This window comes from Flagellimonas pacifica, from assembly GCF_900215465.1.
Taxonomy (GTDB): Bacteria; Bacteroidota; Bacteroidia; order Flavobacteriales; family Flavobacteriaceae; genus Flagellimonas; species Flagellimonas pacifica.
In genome coordinates this window covers 76,202-95,461 of sequence record NZ_OBEH01000001.1, presented here as the reverse complement: position 1 = coordinate 95,461, position 19,260 = coordinate 76,202, and the positions used below count along the sequence as shown (strand labels likewise).

Sequence of the window (19,260 nt, the reverse complement as noted above, 5' to 3'; positions counted from 1 at the left end):
CTTTTACTGTATAATTCAAAATTTGTCTTAATTATTTATAATTATCTCTTTAAGCTTATTAAAAGATTCAACTATTCTTTCTTCCTCTTGAGGCTCTGATAAAATATTAAGCATTTCTGATTCACAAATATTATCCCATACAAAAACACCAACCCATCCTAGACTCCAAAAGTCAATATTACCAGATATCTTTTCTGAATTGAACTCAATTTGTTCCAAATCACCAAAGTCTCCTTCGGAAAACTTTTTTTCTATCACCTCAAATTCAGATAAATAACTCATTATATTTTCTTTAAACCAATCACTTTTTTTATTTATTACCATTACTTTACTTTTAAAATCCCTGACATATTTTGTACTGTTGGACTTACTTGTCCACCTTGCTTTTGTAACATATGTTGCATTGCTTTACTTGAATTTGGTCCAATAGCCTTAAACCATCCTGATTTACCACCTTGTAATAAACTATTGGTTGCAATATCAAACTCAACATAAACAGACCCTTTAGCCGCTGCATTAAAACTTGATGCCCCTCCAGTTGTTACAAAGGTTTGACCTCCTGCCCCTTCTGCCATTCTACCTGTTCGCTTCATAATTTCATATTCTGCTTTTGACATCCAACGTCCAACTCTTGCGGTACTTGTAACTCCTTTAACAGTTCTTCCAGCTGTAACTGCTCTATAAGCCCATTTTCCGCCTTGAAGTACTCTAGCAACAACCCATTCTCCTGAGATTAAAAGAAAGAATTCTCCAGCAGCGTTTTGCTTATTTATTTCATTCTCGGCTATATCTGCTTCTGTAGGGTTATACGGGTCGTTTCCATTCAAATATGCAGTTCTCGATGCACCATTATAAGCCATTCCGTAAAGCTCTCCCGTGCCCATATCCTTTACGTCCTTTTTTTGACTTTTTTTCTTCTTTTTCTTTTTTGGGTCAGTATTGTTGTCATTACTTCCGTCTGAATTTCCTCCACCGTTAGCATATGCAAGGGCTTCACCAAACGAGACTTCTTCTCCATTTATTACATATTGTCCTGTTTCAAAATTATAAATAGAATCAGCACCACTTGGGTCAGCAAAGAAAACAGGATTGTTATCAAAAGCCTGGTAAGTCGAAAACTCCCAATGAACTATAGGGTCAATAGATGTCCAACGTGCTATGGCTGGGTCATATTGACGTAAATCCATTTCATAAAGATTCAACCCTAAAGATTCTTCAAGTTCTATGCCATTGTATTTGAACTTGCTCGCCACACTATTAGCATTGGAACTTACAACATTATTGTACCCTTTATGACGTAAGCCAAAGGGGTAGTAGTTGTTTTCCTCCACTATTTCTGTGGTATTGGGGTTGTTGGTCACATCTATGTCCCCATCCCCATTGCCATCAGAGTAGCTCAGTCTTATATTTCCCAAATGGTCCCTGTACTGGTACACATAATCATAACCGCCCTGTCCATTGGGTGTAACATATCCTTCTGGGTGGTTAAAGAACTGCAATGAGGTGGTTGTTGTATTACCTGAGTATATATGGTTGCCGGCATATTCTGTCACAGAACTTCCCGCGGTTTTCTTTAACTTGGTTCCCGTGGCATCGTAAATATACGAAATTGTACCGCCGGGCAGGGTCACCGAGACGGGCAAGTTCAAATGGTTGTAGGTAATTCCATCTACTTGTATGCCCTTGTTCAGATCCATGGTCATGTTTCCGTTGGCATCGTAGTCGTAGTCGTCCGTACTATCAGTGGCCGTGTTCACCGCATCGTCCTTAAAACCAAACTGGTCAATGGCAGCGCCGTCCGCAACCTTCATCAGTTTGTTGCTGTTGGGAAGGTAACTGTACACAAGGTCGTCCATCATTCCAAAACCTGTATTGTTGGCCAACGAGGGGCTGGCACTTGTCCACCCCTGTCTTTTCAGGGTCCCTATGTTCCCGTTCTTATCATAGGTGACATCAGTCAGGTTGTACTTTCCTGTATTGTCGGTCGCCCCTGTGATCCTGTTGAGGGCATCGTAGGCGTAGCTATAACGACTGCTCACTGGGTTGTTGGTATCGTTTATATTTGCCGTACTCCATTCCACTTGGGAAATGTTCCCGTTAAAGAGCGCGGTCGGGTTTTCGGCAGCACCAAAATTGGTGGGATCGTTATAGGCAATGCTAAAATCAAAAAGGTCGTTGTCGTTATGGGTATCCTGGTTAATGGTCTTGAGCCATCCCCTAATGTTATAGGTGTAGTTTACTTCCTGTAAAGGGGAGGCAAGGGTGTTACCCACGTTCTTTTGGGTCAATTGGCCCAGCTCGTCATAATCGTTATGGGCAATGAGCTCTTCGGTAACGTTTCCGCTTCCGCCCCCGCCACTGGCCATTGGGTCTACCTTTAGGGTAAGGGTGCCGCTCAAGGTCACGGCATTGTTGGTGGCCTTTACCTCGATCTTATTGGTGGCAGTTTTGTTGGCGGTTACCGTAGGTTCTAAAAGCAGAATATCGGTTTGTGCCAAACTCTCGTTACAGGCATAGCCAAGGGTTTCGTTGCCCACGCATTGGGTCTGTTGCAGCAGGCGCTCCACATGGTCGTATTCAAAACTGTCCAGGGTAACAATGGTATTGCCGTTCTTGGTATGTGTACTGCGCACCGTTAATGGCTTGCCCACAAAGTCTAGCTTGGTCTCTACAATATCCACTGTACTAAGGTAAGAATTTTCGCTATAGGTATAGATCGGCCTTCCCTTGTCATCATAATAAGTGGCGGTGGTGATCCATTGGGCAGGGCCTTGGTCCAGTACCTTTACCCTGCTGCCCGTTGCCAAGCTTTTTACATTGCTGTCAATGTTTTTGGCAAAAACACTTGTGGGCGCCGTTGGCCAGGTGGTGGGTACAAAATCATAACCATCGTAATAATTGATGGTGAGCACTTCTGTAATGGTGGCACCTGTATAGTCAATGCCAGAATAATATACCTCACTCCCTGCAATGGTAAGTGGGCCATCATTAATGGTGCGTTTGCTTACCCAAAGTTTTGGGTCTGGCACTCCATTGTTTTCTTGGTCCTGTACATAATTGTCCACTTGCTGTTGCACATTGGTGCGCTGGGTATCATTGGCATAGGTAAGCTTTCCGGTATAGGCCACCCTTCCATGGGCATCGTAATGGGTAAAGAGCCAAGTGTCCTGGCCTGTTCCTGCACGAAGGTTGGCATCCTGGGTCAAAACAGGCTGGTCCAGCTTGTTGTAGACAATGTATTCCTTTCCTTTGCCAGGTATTCTCTTTTCCACTAGTCTGTTACGGTGGTCATAGACATACTGGTACCCCAGCTCGTCCAAATTGGTGTTGATGTTGGCAAGAGTCCCACTACTGGCCTCCATTTTTGGAGGCAGTACATAGGTAAGGTTACCATGATCGTCATACACATAATAGGTGTCGTGGGGAGCCTCGGGAATGGCTTCCTCTCCCGGATCATTGGTATCACCATCACCATTTTTGTCCATAGCGGGAATATCCGCATAGGTACGTTTAAGGACTACCTGGCCCTGCTTGTTGGTAAATTCTTCCGTAGTGTGCAGTTTGGTTGTGGTACCATCATGGTTTTCATCCTTGGTGATGTTCTTGTAGAGCTCTGCTTCGTTGTATTCGCCATTATTGTCCGGCCGTATCGCCAAAGAAGGGATATAGGTGTTGTCGACAAAGTTTAGATCTACTTGATATTGTTTTACATCATCGGCAGATATATTGGACAGGTATTCAAACTCTATTTCATGTCCATTGTCCATTGCCCAGTCTTTTCCCGGAGCGGCTTGTTTAAGCACCCTGCTCAAAGGCGATGCCTCAAATTTCTTTTGTGAAAAGGGGTTGGCGGAACTGGAGAGGATATCCTGGCCGTAGGTTTGTATGTAATAAGTATCCGTATCTCCTTCGGCATCTGGGCGAAAGTTTCCTAGAACTGCTTGTGGGTCCAGGTCTGGATAAGGCAACCATTCTTTTTCCTGTCTGCCAAATTCGTCATATCCTATATGGTTTACAATATCTTTTTTTGATTTGGACTGTGCCATGCCCACTTGTTGAAATGGACGGCCCAGACCGTCAAAAAAGGCTATTTGTTGAACCAGGTCATCATGCTGCACGAAAAAACCTGGACTGTTGTTCCCGTTATATCCTTCTTTTTGATAGGTACGGGTATAGATATAGTTGTGGTCGGCAGGGTTGCTGCTTACCGGAGTGGGCGAACATTCATTGCTGGGGTCGTATAGGTCCACACAATTGTCCACTGTAGTGTTAAGTGTCCAACCTGTTCCACGACTGTTACAGTCTTGTTCCCCAATGGAACCGGGGTCCCTTAACCCATCATTATCACTATCTGCATAATAAGTGGAGGCTGCTGGGGCCGGATTTACGATTGCCTGACTGGCAGAAGTGGATGAACAGCCATTTTCGGTCACTGTGACCGTATAATTTTCCGATGGTGCAGTTACCACACCTGAATTTGAAATGGATACTCCTGCTGAAGGACTTAGGCTATAAGATGCTGGATTACCATTAAAATTGGTAATCGTAAAACTTCCAATAGGGTTTTCGCAGGTTGGTTGGGTAACCGTTCCAAGTGTTGGTTCCAATGGAGTATTTGGTTGTGGATTGATTGTTCTGGGTTCAGATACGGCAGATGTACAATTATTAAGGGTTGTCGTGACAGTATAACTCCCAGATGGAGCGGTTACCACACCTGAGTTCGAAATGGATACTCCTGCTGACGGATTGACACTATAAGATGCTGGAATACCATTAAAATTGGTGATGGTAAAACTTCCTGTGGAGGTGGTGCAGGTGGGTTGTTGTACAGTGGAACTGAGTTGAGGTGTATTGGGTAATGGTTTTACCGTAACGGGAACCTGTACTCTTGATCCGGAAGAAATGGGATGTTCACAGCCTTGATTGTCAACCAATGTGCCTCCTACGAAAAAAGTAAAGTTGCCATTATTGTTTACGGTGTCATATTCCAAATATGGTGTAAAAATAGCTCCAGTATGTACTAATTCCTCAGCTTCGTTATACCATTTAAAAGTACTGCTTGCCCCTCCAGTGGCCCTAAGGTCAAAAGTACCTGAACCGCATGCCTCAGCACTTAAATCCTGTACAGATATAGTAGGTACCACCGGGGCCTGATAAACAGATGAAGCTTTGACCCGGGCAGTCTCACAACCATTGTATATGGCACTTACCCAATACTCTTTGTTCTCTCCATATACAGTAACCTTGGTTATATAAGATGCAGGTGCATTTTGATCTACTCCTTCAATATAGCTTGGTCCATCTTGGGTAAGATACCATCTGTGGGTAACTCCAGAAGTGAAATTTGAGGTATAGGGTGTATTAGCTGTAAGTTCAATAACATTGCTTCCGCATGTCATTGGTTCGGCATTTTCAGTTGCAGTTATAGAAAGCGCTGTTACCTGTGCATTCACGGTAACCTTGTCGCTGGCACAGTCATTAATTTTAGCCTCCACTTGGTAAGAAGTAGGACCATTTAGGGATGGTGTGGTGAAGTTATTTCCCTGAGCTAGGTATTGACCGGAAGCTGAGTACCATCTATAAACCGTTCCGCTAATGGATGGCGCATTAAAGGTTACTGTTCCAGCACCGCAACGAGATTGATCGGCCACATTAGGATTTGAAGGAACAGGAGGTACAGTTACAGAAACTGAGCCAGAGGTTTCGCTCCAACCACCAGTGGTGTTGTCGCGTGCCCTAATATAGTATGTTCCTGAGGTATTCACCGTATATGTTGAACCAGAATAGTCCCTGTTGGTGCCGGTGACACTGGTCTGCCAGTACCAGGTCACACCAGAAGGGGGCGACCCCGTACGACTCAGTACGGCTTCCCCACAACTTATGGAGGAAATGGTCGGATTTGAGGGTTTTGTTGGAAGCCCCCCGGAAACTTGAACGTTCAACGAAGCATATCCCGTTCCTTCACTAAAGGTCGCCGATACATAATAATTGCCATTGGGTGTATCCCAACGGACATCTATATCGAAATTACTGGATGAAACGATAGTGGCTCCCAACGATACGTTCCATGAAACATTGGTTGCCTGCCCACTGATCTGATAGGTTTGGGTGGTGCCAGCCTGTACATTCTGGGGCCCTATTATGGATTGAGCTGAAAGATTACTTGGCGTAGCTGCTAAAAATGATGCCAACAATAGTAGGCACCCGAATAGATTATGTGTGTTATTCGTTTTCATGATAGATTCGGTTTATTGTTGGCTTTGTCCTTTATAATGGTATTTGTAATCCGTCACTAGATTACCACTGGCATCCTTTACCTCTTTTAGGCGGTTGAAAGCATCATAGGTGTAGTAAACAGTATTTCCGCGAGGATCGGTGATACTGGTGACGCCAATCAGGGGGTCATAGGTATAGGTGGTGGCCAAGGCACTTGAGGCAGCATCTCTAAGGTTTTTCAACGCAGCACGAAGCACAATCTCAGAATTATCGTCTGTATCAGCATTGGATGCATTTATTGCGGCATCAATGGTGCTTTGAATTGCGATGGCGTGGGAATCTGTAAAGTTTTCCAGTTTGGCAATAGGATATGCGCTGTTATAGCCCCAGACATAGTAGGTGTGTGCCCCATTGGCCTTGCTTACTTCAACGGGATTGCCATTATCATCATAGTTATGGTAGGTAATGCGATCTTCCATAGGGTTAGCAGATGCATTATAGCCATCTTTCAACGTGCTGACAGATTTTGGCAATACCAAGTTTGAGCCCCAATCTTGGTAATTGGTTCTTTGGATGTTGCTGGACAAGATATTGTTGGAGGCATCCTTGACCAAAGCCTTCACTTGTACAGCTTCTGTTATACGGTGCAAAATACCTGTAGTTTTAAGGTTATCAATAGCTTGCTTTTCGGAAGGTTTCAGGTTTGGCCCCTCAAGTGAACTTTCTGAGGTAACATCGTCCGGATAACTGGTTATAGTTTCCTGAAGTTGACCCAGGCTGTTTGTAGTTTTGACAAGGGTAGGTTGTTGATGTGCTGTGTTGCCATAGACATAATCCGTGGTAGTAATCATCGGGTTTAACCCATCTTCATCATAAATGGTGCTGATGGTCTGGTCTATTACTTTCTTCCCTAAGGATTTTTTGGCTACGTAGTAACTAAAGATGTAACTGGCCCTGTCGTTAAGTGCATCCCAAGGCATATCGAAGGAACCTGGATAATAAGGTTCAAATATCTCCGGATTGTGAATGTTGGCAAAGATGTAATTGGACATTATTTCAGATTCAACCAAAGTGCTATAGGTATGATCCAATTGTTGCATTTTTACATAGACCGGATCTCCTTGTGTTGCGGTATTCTTGTATACGTGCTTATGTGCCAAGGTCCCATATTTCCACCCATCACTACGCCAGTAGGTGAAGTCGTCGTCCTGCCTAACAGCAGCGAAACCTGGAGTATGGTATTCTCCCGTACTTGAAGGGTGTTTAAAGGGGACAGGACTTTCTAAACCACTGCCTAGTATACGTTGAGGAGCTAGGGTATTATATTCATAAACGGTTTTACCTAATTGGATACCCTGGTTGTCTGTAACATATTCAGTGATTGTACCATATTCAACAACTGGCCGGTTATCTAAATTATTGTTGAAGTACTCGCCTGTTGATAATTTAAGTTTGATGTTATCGTTTACAAAATCCCCTCCATCTGGTAAATAGAAATGTTTATACGCTTCATTTCGATATGGTCTTAGAACATTTATGTTCTCGTATTCAAAGTATTTTTGTGAAGTAGGCTCGGTTTGGAACCCATCATAATTTTTGATAGACGCGACCCTGAGGCCGCCATGGTATTCCGTTACTTCGGTATTCACAGAAGGTCCTGGAACAAACCAAGACACATATCCCGTGGTAAACGGGCAGGAAACCGCAGCTCCGCTTGGGGCGCCGGTGCGCCCTTCGGAAACCTCCAGTGTATAGGTTCCTGGGGATAGATTAAAGCTAAATTCCCTGTTGCCACCTTCAAGTTCCTCACCACCCGTGCCTCCAGTGGCGTTGTATGTAATCCCATTAAACTTGACATAAGCACCATTTTGAACCGAAGCGGCCTCGGAAAAAGTAATAGACAGTTTAACATCACCGATTACATCATGGGGTATTACAACAGTTTTTGTTACTAGGGATTGGCCGATACTTGCATCGCATTCTGAGCCGTAAGCTTGAGCTGGGTCACCGTCTTGAACAGGCGAGGAAGTGGTCTGCAGAAATGTACGTTGGTGGGGCTCCAGTTCAAAAACGGTATGGCCGCCTGTTGGGTAGTTGATTCGTTCCAAGGAAGCCGCTTTCATTTTAATGGGATCCGATTTCCTATTTCCGGTTCCAACATCATAATTTACTGCAGGCACAGCATTAGGATAGTAGGTGCCCACTGTACGGGGCATAAAACTTCCGGTATTGCTATTAGCATACCCCCATTGATCCTGTGCCGTGGATCCCCTCTTGGGTAGGGAGGTACCATTATAGGCAAAGGAATAAGTTCCACCAACTCCATCATTGCCAACTGCAATAGTGTCAAGCCGCATGGACTTGGTCCTACTGTCTGATTTGTCAAAGCCCACACCGCTGGAACTACCTGGAGAGAAGTTGCCTCCATGTCTTTGGAAGTACCCATAAATAAATACATATTCATTGATTTTGATGGCATTGGGCTCGCCAAATTGACCTGTATACATCTCAACTTTATCCAGTTTTAACTCTCCTTCCAAATCACTCCTTCCGCCTGAAGTATTGAAAACTACATATCCGTTGTTGGTTTCTATTCTGGAAAGGATTTTTTGTTCGATGTTCTTGATTTCAGGATAGGATCCTTGAATAGTACTATTCACCGTCCCTGTTGCATATTCTCCGGAAGCTTCTGGGAAGTCATGGTTGAGGTTATCCGCATATCTGAACCGGATGGTATCCTTTTTGGTAGGTTCGATCATTTCCGTCAAGTACCATGTACTGATGTACTCATAACTATTTATGAAATTCGTTGTGGACGTTCGGCTGTATTCAGAAGCTTTATGGAACTGTCCATTTTCTTCTATAACGGATGTTCCGAATATCAATTTGGTGCCATCGGGTTTTATAACTTCAATTCTACCAGGATTCTGTGCATCATCTTGCTGTGCAATGACCTTGGCAACTTGATGATCGTTGAAAACAACTGTTCCGTTTTGATCGGGATTCAGTTGAAAAGTTCCACTGATTCCGGGTGCGTTCAGTATCAACTCATCAGGTTGTGAGTCCTTTAGTCCTTTCCAGCAATCGTAGATATAATTGAAGTTGGTACTGTTGAAAGCCGCGTTTTCGAGATCTTCTATCCCCTGATCAGAAAAATCATCCGGTATTCCTTTGACATTTCTGATAATGGCTCCACCAGCATTTAGTGTCCATCCAAGACCTACCCAGGAAGCCAAATCATTAACTTTTATACCTCCAGTATTATACGAAAGCCCTATAGGTACTTGCTGTTTACCTGAATCAAGAGTATATAATGGTATGTTCACATTGACCGCTCCCAAGTTATAGTTGACTGGAAATGTTCCAAATTTTCCAAGACTGGCACTGTTTGGGGAAACCGAGCCATAGTTTGTGATTTCAGGGGCCAAGTTTTGTGCAGTGGCTGTTATGCTAACTGTCAAGACTATAAAATACAATATTGTTTTCTTGTTAATCATTGGTGTAATTTTTCCGTGACACAACATGATTGCTTAGTTATTTACAGGTGTATGTTCAAGTTTGTGTAATCTTCGGCTTAGTTTATTTGCCCTTTCCTTTTGTGCTTTAAGTTCCTGTTGCTGATAGATTATGTAAAGGGTCAGCTCCTCAATCTTCTCCAACAGCAATTTGTTCATCTGTCCAAGCTCAATGCCATTGGCCTCTACTTCTTTTGCGGAAGGTATATTGGGTAGATGGCCCTTTTCTTTGATATATTTTTGTATTTCTTCCAAGGTGGGCAGATCATACCCTTCTTTAAAGACATAATCTGGCCAGGTATCCTGGTCCACCCTGATCTCACGGGTACGGATATGGCCGTCCACGGCCAATCTATATCCAGAAGGGACGGAGCTTGTACCTATGGCCACATTGCCCGTGTAACTGGCAACCGACCCAGCTTCTGACCAAACGGAGCTGCCTCCACCTGAAGAGGAATCCGTGGTAATGGAAACAGCAGTGCTTGGTGTGCTTTCGTTGTTTGCGGCATCCAATGCGGATATTGTAAAACTGTAGGTGGTGCTTGCTGTAAGTCCGGTCACCTGATAGGTGGTCACATTGCCCAGGGTAGCTTCCAGGTTACCATCCTTGAACACTTTATAGTTGGTGACACTGGTATTGTCAGTGGCCCCGCTCCAGGAAAGGTCAGCAGTGGTGTCCGTGTTTCCAGTACTTAAGAGAGTTGGCGAGGTGGGAGATTGGGTGTCAGTTCCTGAGTTTGTATCGGTGGTCACAGATATATTGCTTGCTGTACTTTGGTTTCCAGCTGCATCTATGGCCCTTACTGCAAAACTATAGGTAGTGGCTGCTGTTAAACCTGTAACCTGATAACTGCCAACATTGTTCAAAGTGGCTTCTAACGTATTGTCTTTGTATACTTTGTATCCCGTTACACCAACATTATCCGTTGCCCCACTCCAGGAAAGATCTACGGTAGTGTTGGTTTGTCCATTACTTGAAAGCGTTGGTACTGTAGGGGATTCGGTATCCGTTCCAGACGGGTTTAGTAATTCCGAAATGGTAGGTTCCTGACCATTTACTTCGTATACAGTAGGATTATAATGGTATAGGCCATCTGAAGTATTTGAATCATTGTATAAAAAACTTCTATGTCTAATGTAGTAAGCATCTGATGTGAACTTAAAATCGGTAAGTGTTCCTACCTCACTTCCTGAAGTATCATAAATTCGACCTTCATTTATTGTTGAAGTGTGGCCGCTGCCATGAACAAAACCGATGAAGAGATACCACTGGTTCAACTGGGGTAGGTCATCCACAAAAAAGTAGGCATTATTTACAACAGTTCCATTAAGTCTTAAAGTTGTATACCCGCTACTTTGATTGTTTGCAAACATCCCAAAATGGGGTGTTCCATCAGATGAGTTTGTTTTTTTTAACCAAATACTGAACCGATACTTTTTTGTATGGTCAATTGGTGGTAGATAATTGGTCTTCCAACCGCCATCATACCCGCTGGAACCATTGGGGGCACTTTTCCATAAAAGAACAGACGACCCATGGGGTCCAACACCCATCTCCCTGATATTCTCATTTATTTGTCCCTGTATTGTAAAACCAGATGCCGCACCATCTCCAGCTGTCCAGTTAGAGGTGTCTACTAGATTTGTCTGGGCATAGGAAAAACATCCAATACATATAAAAAGGCACTTAACTATTTTTTTCATGCTTATTTTGTTTTTTCTATTAGATTAGCAATCTTTTTTTCCAATATTTTGATTTTGTGGTTCTGTTGTTGGAGTGTTTTACTCTGTAAGTTGCTTTTGGCTTCTTGTTTAAGAATGTAAAGCGTTAATTCCTCGATCTTCTCCAATAGCAATTTATCCATTTGTCCCAACTCAATCCCATTGGTTTCTACTTCTTTGGCGGAAGGGATATTGGGCAGATGTCCTTTTTCTTTGATGTGTTTTTGTATTTCCTCTAAAGAGGGCAGATCATACCCTTCTTTAAAGACATAATCTGGCCAGGTATCCTGGTCCACCCTAATCTCACGGGTGCGGATATGGCCGTCTACTGCTAATCTATATCCAGAAGGGACGGAGCTTGTACCTATGGCCACATTGCCCATGTAACTGGCCACCGAGCCAGCTTCTGACCACACCGAACTTCCCGAGCCTCCGCCACCTGAAGCGGAATCAGTGGTAACGGAAACAGCAGTGCTTGGGGTACTTTCGTTGTTTGCGGCATCCAATGCGGATATTGTAAAACTGTAGGTGGTGCTTGCCGCAAGCCCTGTAACCTGATAGGTGGTGACATTGCCCAGTGTAGCTTCCAGGTTACCATCCTTGAACACTTTATAGTTGGTGACACCGGTATTGTCCGTAGCTGAATCCCAAGAAAGGTCGGCAGTGGTGTCCGTGTTTCCTGAACTTAAAAGGTTGGTGGGTGTAGAAGGGGCTTGGGTGTCTACTCCAAGCTGTACTATGGAAACATTGTCCAAATATATTGTAGTGCCTGTAGCCCCTCTGTTGTAAAACCTAAGAATTGGAGTAGATGAAGTTGTTGTAAATGATATGGTAAACTCTTGGAGTGATGAGCTTGCGGTACTAATGGAAGGTGTTATTGTTGGAGTTGTCATTGTTACCCCTTCCCAGACGTGCACATTAATATCTGCCCCTGCCCCTTCAGCTAAATACACCTTCATTTCATAATCCAAACCATTTGTCAATGTAGGCGTAATTTGAATTCTATCGTTTGCTCCATCAATACTGGTTCCCTTATAGGAATATGTTCCCACAGCAACAACAGTAGTTTCTACACCTGTTGTACAACCAATACCCCTAATGTTTGAAACATTTCCAACACTATTGGTTTCATTGAGTGCCGCGGCCGCATCGCTTGCTAGATATAATTCTTGTGCCATTGTAATTGTTGAAAAAAGAAAAAGTGAAATGTGGAGTGTCAGTTGCGTTTTTTTTTTCATTCTGAATGCTTTTTATAGTTTTTTTCAATGTGAGATATCCTCTTTTCAAGAGTCTCTAATTCATTTTTATGTGAGTTTTCCTGTTTAATGATATATAAGGTCAATTCCTCAACCTTCTCCAACAGCAATTTGTTCATTTCACCGAGTTCAACCCCATTGGTTTCTACTTCTTTGGCAGAGGGGATATTGGGCAGATGTCCCTTTTCTTTGATGTATTTTTCTACTTCCTTCAAGGTGGGTAGGTCATACCCTTCTTTAAAGACATAATCTGGCCAGGTATCCTGGTCTACTCTGATTTCACGGGTGCGGATATGGCCGTCCACGGCCAATTTATACCCCGAAGGGACAGAGCTAGTGCCTATGGCCACATTGCCCGTGTAACTGGCCACCGAACCAGCTTCTGACCAAACGGAACTACCGGAGCCTCCACCACCTGAAGCGGAATCCGTGGTCACGGAAACAGCGGTGCTCGGGGTACTTTCATTGTCTGCGGCATCCAAGGCCGATACTGTAAAACTATAGGTGGTGCTTGCCGTAAGTCCGGTCACCTGATAGTTGGTTACATTGCCCAGTGTGGCTTCCAGGTTACCGTCCTTGAATACTTTATAGTTGGTGACACCGATATTGTCCGTAGCTGCATCCCAAGAAAGGTCGGCAGTGGTGTCTGTGTTTCCTGAACTTGAAAGGTTGGTCGGTGTTGATGGATCCTGAGTGTCGGAAGCATTATCTGTGGTTACCGAAAGCGCAGTACTTGCTGAACTCTCGTTTCCTGCGGCATCCAAAGCGATTACCGTGAAACTGTAAGCGGTGTTTGCGGTTAAGCCAGTTACTTCATGGCTGTTCACATTGTTCAAAGTGGCCTCAAGATTACTATCCCTAAAAACTTTATATCCGGTTACCCCGATATTGTCCGTTGCCCCACTCCAGGAAAGATCTACGGTTGTATCGGTCTGTCCATTGCTAGAAAGGGAAGGTGCTGTTGGGGCTTGTGTGTCGGAAGGAACCTTTTGTATGGATATATGATCAATATATGCGGCATCACCTATTGCCGCAGGGAATGTATTTCCCGTGTATACCTTTATTTTGGCCGTTGAATCAACAGCGGTAAGACTAAAAGCGTACAATGTCCAAGTTGAGCTTGAGATACTTTGGGATGCAAAATCACTGAAACCTTCCCATAGGAAAAAACCAGGGGTTTTTGAACTGGCAGCTTTGGCATACAGACTGATATTATAAACAGCTCCTATTTCGGTGTTGAATTCATAAGTGGCAATAGCCCACCCTGCGGCAGTTGCCTCAATTTTAAGGTTATAGCTTCCATGGTAAGCATCATTTTGAACTGAACTGACCCCTGTGGAACCGGTCATGGTCCAACCAGCGGTTGAATTAGCTTCATTAGCAATACTTGCCGCATTGCTATGGCTGTGCAGTTCTTGAGCATTGGAATAGTTGAAAACAAAAAACAGGGCCAATAGAAGCGCATATGAAAATGCATTTTTCATGTTGATGGATTTAGAATATGTGTTATGGATTTAAAAAAGGAATGGTAGCCTTTGGGCTCTGAGGGTTTGATTGAGGTCATTTAGAGCAATTCAGTAAGCTTTGGCTTAGATAACATTTTTAAATGTTGTTCTTGGGCAAAGAAACGTAGATTAAAAAAAATAGCATAAAAAAAAGAAGAAAATTCGACAAACTGTTAACGAAAACACTTTTATATTATAAATGATTAAGATGTAAAAAAGAATGAATAAATAAAATATTAAGTAAGTATTATTTTATCGTTTTATTTGAATAGTAATATTATAAACTACTCCAATAAAAATAATCCTTGTTAAATTTATATTGAGCTAATGGATCTCAATATCCTTAAAGGATAAATACATATAGCAATCCTTTTTTAAGACTTTGTTCTATTTTTTTGGAAATCTTTGACCGTCACTTAGAACTAATGGTCCCTATATAAATCTTGTTTTTGGAAGAGGAAGGTTTCATGTTCAAAGCGTGTCCGTTTTCAACAATAAGAAAAGTAAAACCCAAAAAAACGGATTACATACTAGTAATCCGTTTTTTTATGCCTATCGGTTTCGTAGCGGGAACAGGACTCGAACCTGTGACCTTCGGGTTATGAGCCCGACGAGCTACCTACTGCTCTATCCCGCGATGTGGACGGCAAATATACAACCGTTTTTAGGTTATTTCCAAATTAGAAGGGATTTGATTTAAAAATGAACTGAAATTCATATCCTTTAGCAGAATTTTAATCGAAATAACTACCTTCGAAACCATGGAACTCATTAATGATTTTTTGGTCAATGCCAATTCTTGGGCCAACTGGCCAATGTTTCTTCTGCTGATAGGAGGGGGCTTGTTTTTAATTTTCTATTCAAAATTATTACCGTACCGTTTTTTTGGTCATGCTATTGCTATTACCAGAGGTAAATACGACGATAAGAATGCCAAAGGGGATGTAAGTTCATTGCAGGCTTTATCCGCAGCAGTGGCGGCAACTGTTGGTTTGGGAAACATATCCGGTGTTGCTATAGCAATCCATGATGGAGGGCCGGGAGTTGTCTTTTGGATTTGGATGACGGCTTTGATAGGAATGTGCATTAAGTTTTATTCCTGTAGTTTATCCATCATGTTTAGAGGAGAGGATTCCGAAGGAAAATTGCAGGGAGGCCCCATGTTTTATATCACAAAAGGTCTTGGGGAGAAATACAAGCCTCTGGCCATCTTCTTTTGTATTTCGGGCATTTTTGGATTTTTAGGTGTCTTTACGGCCAATCAATTTACTGAAACCTTTATGAGTGTTGTTCAACCTGAAGAAAGCCTGATAGCTTTGGGAGGAACTGAAGCTGACCCGCTGTTCAATTGGAAACTCATAGTAGGTATTGTTTTGGCGATAATTTCTTCTTTCGTCATTTTTGGCGGACTCTCAAAAATTGCCAAAGTGGCGACAGCCATTGTTCCATTCATGGTTATGGTATACCTCGTGGCCGTTATTGTGGTTATGGTTATGAATGCATCCCAAGTAATACCGGCGTTAAAGTTAATTATGACTGAAGCTTGGAATTTTAAAACCGTGGTTACAGGTGGTTTTTGGGGATTGGTGATCATTGGTGTCAAGAGAGCTATGTTTTCTAACGAAGCTGGTTTGGGTAGTGCACCTATGTACCATGGTCAGTCCAAAAATGAGGAACCCATACGGGAAGGTTTGGTTGCTATGTTGGGACCATTTATAGATACTATTTTGGTCTGCACGTTCACAGCTGTGGTCATTATCCTTAGTGGTGCCTATTTGGATGATTCCAGTGGAATTGTAATGACACTACAAGCGTTTAGAACCACTTTGTTTGGTTATGGAGATGACCTGCTGATGATTATTGTCACGGCCTTTGCGCTGTCTACTTTGTTCACCTATTCCTATTATGGTGTAAAATGCCTTTCCTTTTTGACCAATGCGAAAATCGGTAGGTATTATAACCATTATTTTGTAATTCTAATTGTCTTTGCTGCAGTTGCTTCACTGGAATTGGTGAAAAACCTCATAGATTTGTCCTATGCACTTATGGTAATCCCAAATATGATTGCTGTTTTGTTGTTGGCTCCCAAGGTAAACAAGGCAGCTAAAACATATTTTTCAAAAATGAAGCATGAAACGAACATTAAGAAATTTTAAAAATGTATTCACCTTGGAGAATGTTTAAAATTTTTAATGTGAGAACGGAGTGGTTGCACACGTTCTCAATTTTATAATTATAGTACGATCAGGTAATTCATAAAATTTAAACGTGTGAAAAAGCATAAAGCAGGTTTTGTAAACATTATTGGCAACCCAAATGTTGGGAAGTCTACTTTGATGAATGCTTTTGTGGGAGAGAAACTTTCCATTATCACCTCAAAGGCCCAGACTACGCGACATAGAATTCTTGGAATTGTGAATGGGGAAGATTTTCAAGTTATTCTTTCTGACACTCCGGGAATCATTAAGCCTGCTTACGAGTTACAAACTTCAATGATGGATTTTGTAAAATCGGCTTTTGAAGATGCCGATGTATTGCTGTATATGGTTGAGATAGGGGAAAAGGCACTAAAAGATGAAGCTTTCTTCAAGAAAATTGAGAACAGTGATATTCCGGTTCTGTTGCTTATCAACAAAATAGACACTTCCGAACAGCAAGTTTTGGAGGAGCAGATACAACATTGGCAGGGGTTGCTTCCCAAAGCTGAAATACATCCCATTTCTGCTCTGGAAAACTTTAATGTAAAAGAGGTTTTTGAACGGATTCTAGAATTGTTGCCCGAAGCGCCACCATATTACCCCAAGGATCAGCTCACCGATAAACCTGAGCGGTTTTTTGTGAACGAGACCATACGCGAGAAAATATTACTACACTACAAAAAGGAAATTCCATATGCTGTAGAAGTAGAAACTGAAGAATTTATTGAGGATGATGATATTATCCGTATTCGTTCTTTGATAATGGTAGAACGAGATACGCAAAAGGGCATCATAATTGGGCACAAGGGTAGTGCTCTAAAAAGGGTAGGCGTGGAATCCCGAAAAGACCTTGAAAAATTCTTTGATAAGCAAGTGCATATAGAACTCTATGTGAAGGTGAATAAAAATTGGCGCAGTAATTCTCGGCAACTTAGGCGTTTTGGATACAATAACTAACTGCCTTTTTCATTTTTTCTGAAAATCTAAAATCAACTCCTTCAGATATGCCTTAAGCTGATTCATTTGCGGTTTTCCTTTGGCTCTCCCCATCCTTCCAAAGGCATAAAGGGCAAACCAGATAACCACTAGAAAAACCATTCCTGCAACCCATAGTTTAATATCCTTGCCCAAAGAATAGTTGGAATAGGCAAAAACTCCAAGAATTAGGAAGAGGGTGCCAACCCCAAAGTGCAAAAACATAAAAAACGTCCAGAGCGTAGGATTAGGTCCAAACACGCCATGAATTTTGCTCACCCCTTTTTCAAAGGAGGTAAGCTCCAAGTGCAATTGAGGGGTCCAAAATGTGGTATCCTTTTTTTTAAATCGAATATAGATATGCTCGTCCAATCGTTTTACCATAAAAGGCTCTTTGGAACAGTGGTCAAAAGCCTGTTTTAGCCCTTCCAATTCGGTGTTTAGAGATAGCTCAAACCTAGGACGTAATACAATTTCATTGGGAAGGTCACTCATAAGTAGTTGACATTGATTGAAAAAGGTATCATTTTTTCTTCATAAATAATGGTACTTTTGCCAAAATTTGATGCTGATGGGCGCTATTGTTGCCATTGTGGGGAGGCCCAATGTTGGGAAATCCACTTTTTTTAATCGATTGATACAACGTCGTGAAGCTATTGTGGACGCAGTAAGCGGCGTTACACGGGACCGCCATTACGGAAAAAGCGATTGGAATGGAAAAGAATTCTCGTTGATTGATACGGGAGGATATGTAGTTGGAAGTGATGATATCTTTGAACAGGAAATTGACAAACAGGTAGAGCTTGCAATAGACGAGGCGGATGCCATTATTTTTATGGTAGATGTGGAGTCGGGCGTCACCGGAATGGACGAGGATGTATCCCGATTGCTTCGCAAAGTGGACAAACCAGTGTTTTTGGCAATCAACAAGGTCGACAATGCCCAAAGAGAAGCAGATGCTGTGGAGTTTTATTCCCTTGGACTTGGAGAGTATTATACCTTGTCCAGTATCAATGGTAGTGGAACGGGTGAATTATTGGACGCATTGGTCAAAGTTCTTCCAGAGGTTGAAGAAGAAGAAAGTGAACTGCCTCGATTTGCTGTTGTGGGAAGACCTAATGCTGGAAAATCATCTTTTATCAATGCACTTATTGGCGAGGATCGTTACATTGTAACTGATATTGCAGGGACAACTCGCGATAGTATCGACACGAAATATAACCGATTTGGATTTGAGTTCAACTTGGTGGATACTGCGGGAATCAGAAGAAAAGCCAAGGTGAAGGAAGATTTGGAGTTTTACTCCGTGATGCGTTCGGTTAGGGCCATTGAACATTGTGATGTCTGTATTTTGCTTTTGGATGCCACTCGTGGGTTTGATGGACAGGTGCAGAACATTTTCTGGTTGGCACAACGAAACAATAAGGGCGTTGTGATTTTGGTGAACAAATGGGATTTGGTGGAAAAAGAGACCAATTCTGTAAAAGATTATACTCAAAAGATTAAAAAAGTCATTGAACCTTTTGATGATGTCCCTATTCTTTTCATTTCGGTATTGACTAAGCAACGTATTTTCAAGGCTATTGAAACAGCTGTTGATGTCTATAAAAACCGCTCAAAAAAGATTGTCACCCGAAAGCTGAACGATATTATGCTTCCCATTATTGAGCATACCCCTCCGCCAGCTTACAAAGGCAAATATGTGAAGATCAAGTTCTGTACACAATTGCCTTCCCATTATCCGCAATTTGCTTTTTTCTGTAACCTACCTCAATATGTAAGAGAACCATATAAGCGTTTTTTGGAAAATAAACTAAGAGAGAACTTTGATTTTAGTGGTGTTCCCATTACGGTTTTTATGCGAAAAAAATAA

At 42.4% G+C, this 19,260-nt stretch carries 10 protein-coding genes and 1 tRNA gene; 3 read left to right on the top strand and 8 right to left on the bottom strand.

Translation table 11 applies throughout. The features are described 5' to 3' along the window. Positions 1-27: 27 nt before the first annotated feature. From CRO15_RS00380 to CRO15_RS00350, 7 genes are all read right to left on the bottom strand, one after another. A complete protein-coding gene (locus CRO15_RS00380; protein ID WP_097043763.1) occupies positions 28-324 on the bottom strand; it encodes a hypothetical protein in 297 nt (98 codons plus the stop codon). Further along, on the bottom strand, positions 324-6,236 hold the full coding sequence (locus tag CRO15_RS19890; protein ID WP_097043762.1) for a DUF6443 domain-containing protein: 5,913 nt from the start codon (positions 6,234-6,236) through the stop codon (positions 324-326). Before CRO15_RS19890 ends, CRO15_RS00380 begins: the two co-directional genes overlap by 1 nt. A 12-nt stretch (positions 6,237-6,248) precedes the next feature. Then, a complete protein-coding gene (locus CRO15_RS00370; protein WP_165769890.1) occupies positions 6,249-9,713 on the bottom strand; it encodes an RHS repeat domain-containing protein in 3,465 nt (1,154 codons plus the stop codon). A 33-nt stretch (positions 9,714-9,746) separates the two neighbouring features. Further along, positions 9,747-11,435 carry a fibronectin type III domain-containing protein gene (locus CRO15_RS00365; RefSeq protein ID WP_097043760.1) on the bottom strand — a complete coding sequence of 563 codons (1,689 nt, stop codon included), beginning with the start codon at positions 11,433-11,435 and terminating at the stop codon, positions 9,747-9,749. A 2-nt stretch (positions 11,436-11,437) separates the two neighbouring features. Then, on the bottom strand, positions 11,438-12,691 hold the full coding sequence (locus CRO15_RS00360) for a fibronectin type III domain-containing protein (protein WP_097043759.1): 1,254 nt from the start codon (positions 12,689-12,691) through the stop codon (positions 11,438-11,440). Further along, on the bottom strand, positions 12,688-14,193 hold the full coding sequence (locus tag CRO15_RS00355) for a fibronectin type III domain-containing protein (protein ID WP_097043758.1): 1,506 nt from the start codon (positions 14,191-14,193) through the stop codon (positions 12,688-12,690). Before CRO15_RS00355 ends, CRO15_RS00360 begins: the two co-directional genes overlap by 4 nt. Before the next feature lie 585 nt (positions 14,194-14,778). Then, positions 14,779-14,851, bottom strand: a tRNA-Met gene (locus CRO15_RS00350). A gap of 124 nt (positions 14,852-14,975) precedes the next feature. On the opposite strand from CRO15_RS00350, the gene CRO15_RS00345 reads away from it, so the two are divergent. Both CRO15_RS00345 and era read left to right on the top strand, forming a co-directional pair. Next, positions 14,976-16,370 carry an alanine/glycine:cation symporter family protein gene (locus tag CRO15_RS00345; protein WP_097043757.1) on the top strand — a complete coding sequence of 465 codons (1,395 nt, stop codon included), beginning with the start codon at positions 14,976-14,978 and terminating at the stop codon, positions 16,368-16,370. 114 nt (positions 16,371-16,484) lie between these two features. Beyond that, complete coding sequence (gene era / locus CRO15_RS00340) at positions 16,485-17,369, top strand: GTPase Era (RefSeq protein WP_097043756.1); 885 nt, start codon at positions 16,485-16,487, stop codon at positions 17,367-17,369. 9 nt (positions 17,370-17,378) lie between these two features. Here the strand turns inward: era and CRO15_RS00335 are convergent, their stop codons facing one another. Then, positions 17,379-17,882, bottom strand: a complete 504-nt coding sequence (locus tag CRO15_RS00335; RefSeq protein WP_097043755.1) for a GTP-binding protein — start codon at positions 17,880-17,882, stop codon at positions 17,379-17,381. A gap of 76 nt (positions 17,883-17,958) precedes the next feature. Between CRO15_RS00335 and der the strand changes: the two genes are divergently transcribed. Continuing rightward, entirely contained in the window at positions 17,959-19,260 is a 1,302-nt protein-coding gene (der, locus tag CRO15_RS00330) for a ribosome biogenesis GTPase Der (protein WP_097043754.1), read from the top strand.

What these genes read in the sequence shown, in the direction of transcription:
- CRO15_RS19890 (WP_097043762.1), bottom strand. Translation starts at nt 6,236, where the DNA reads ATGAAAACGAATAACACACATAATCTATTCGGGTGCCTACTATTGTTG.
- CRO15_RS00360 (WP_097043759.1), bottom strand. Translation starts at nt 12,691, where the DNA reads ATGAAAAAAAAAACGCAACTGACACTCCACATTTCACTTTTTCTTTTT.
- CRO15_RS00335 (WP_097043755.1), bottom strand. Translation starts at nt 17,882, where the DNA reads ATGAGTGACCTTCCCAATGAAATTGTATTACGTCCTAGGTTTGAGCTA.
- CRO15_RS00345 (WP_097043757.1), top strand. Translation starts at nt 14,976, where the DNA reads ATGGAACTCATTAATGATTTTTTGGTCAATGCCAATTCTTGGGCCAAC.
- CRO15_RS00380 (WP_097043763.1), bottom strand. Translation starts at nt 324, where the DNA reads ATGGTAATAAATAAAAAAAGTGATTGGTTTAAAGAAAATATAATGAGT.
- der (WP_097043754.1), top strand. Translation starts at nt 17,959, where the DNA reads ATGGGCGCTATTGTTGCCATTGTGGGGAGGCCCAATGTTGGGAAATCC.
- CRO15_RS00365 (WP_097043760.1), bottom strand. Translation starts at nt 11,435, where the DNA reads ATGAAAAAAATAGTTAAGTGCCTTTTTATATGTATTGGATGTTTTTCC.
- CRO15_RS00370 (WP_165769890.1), bottom strand. Translation starts at nt 9,713, where the DNA reads ATGATTAACAAGAAAACAATATTGTATTTTATAGTCTTGACAGTTAGC.
- CRO15_RS00355 (WP_097043758.1), bottom strand. Translation starts at nt 14,193, where the DNA reads ATGAAAAATGCATTTTCATATGCGCTTCTATTGGCCCTGTTTTTTGTT.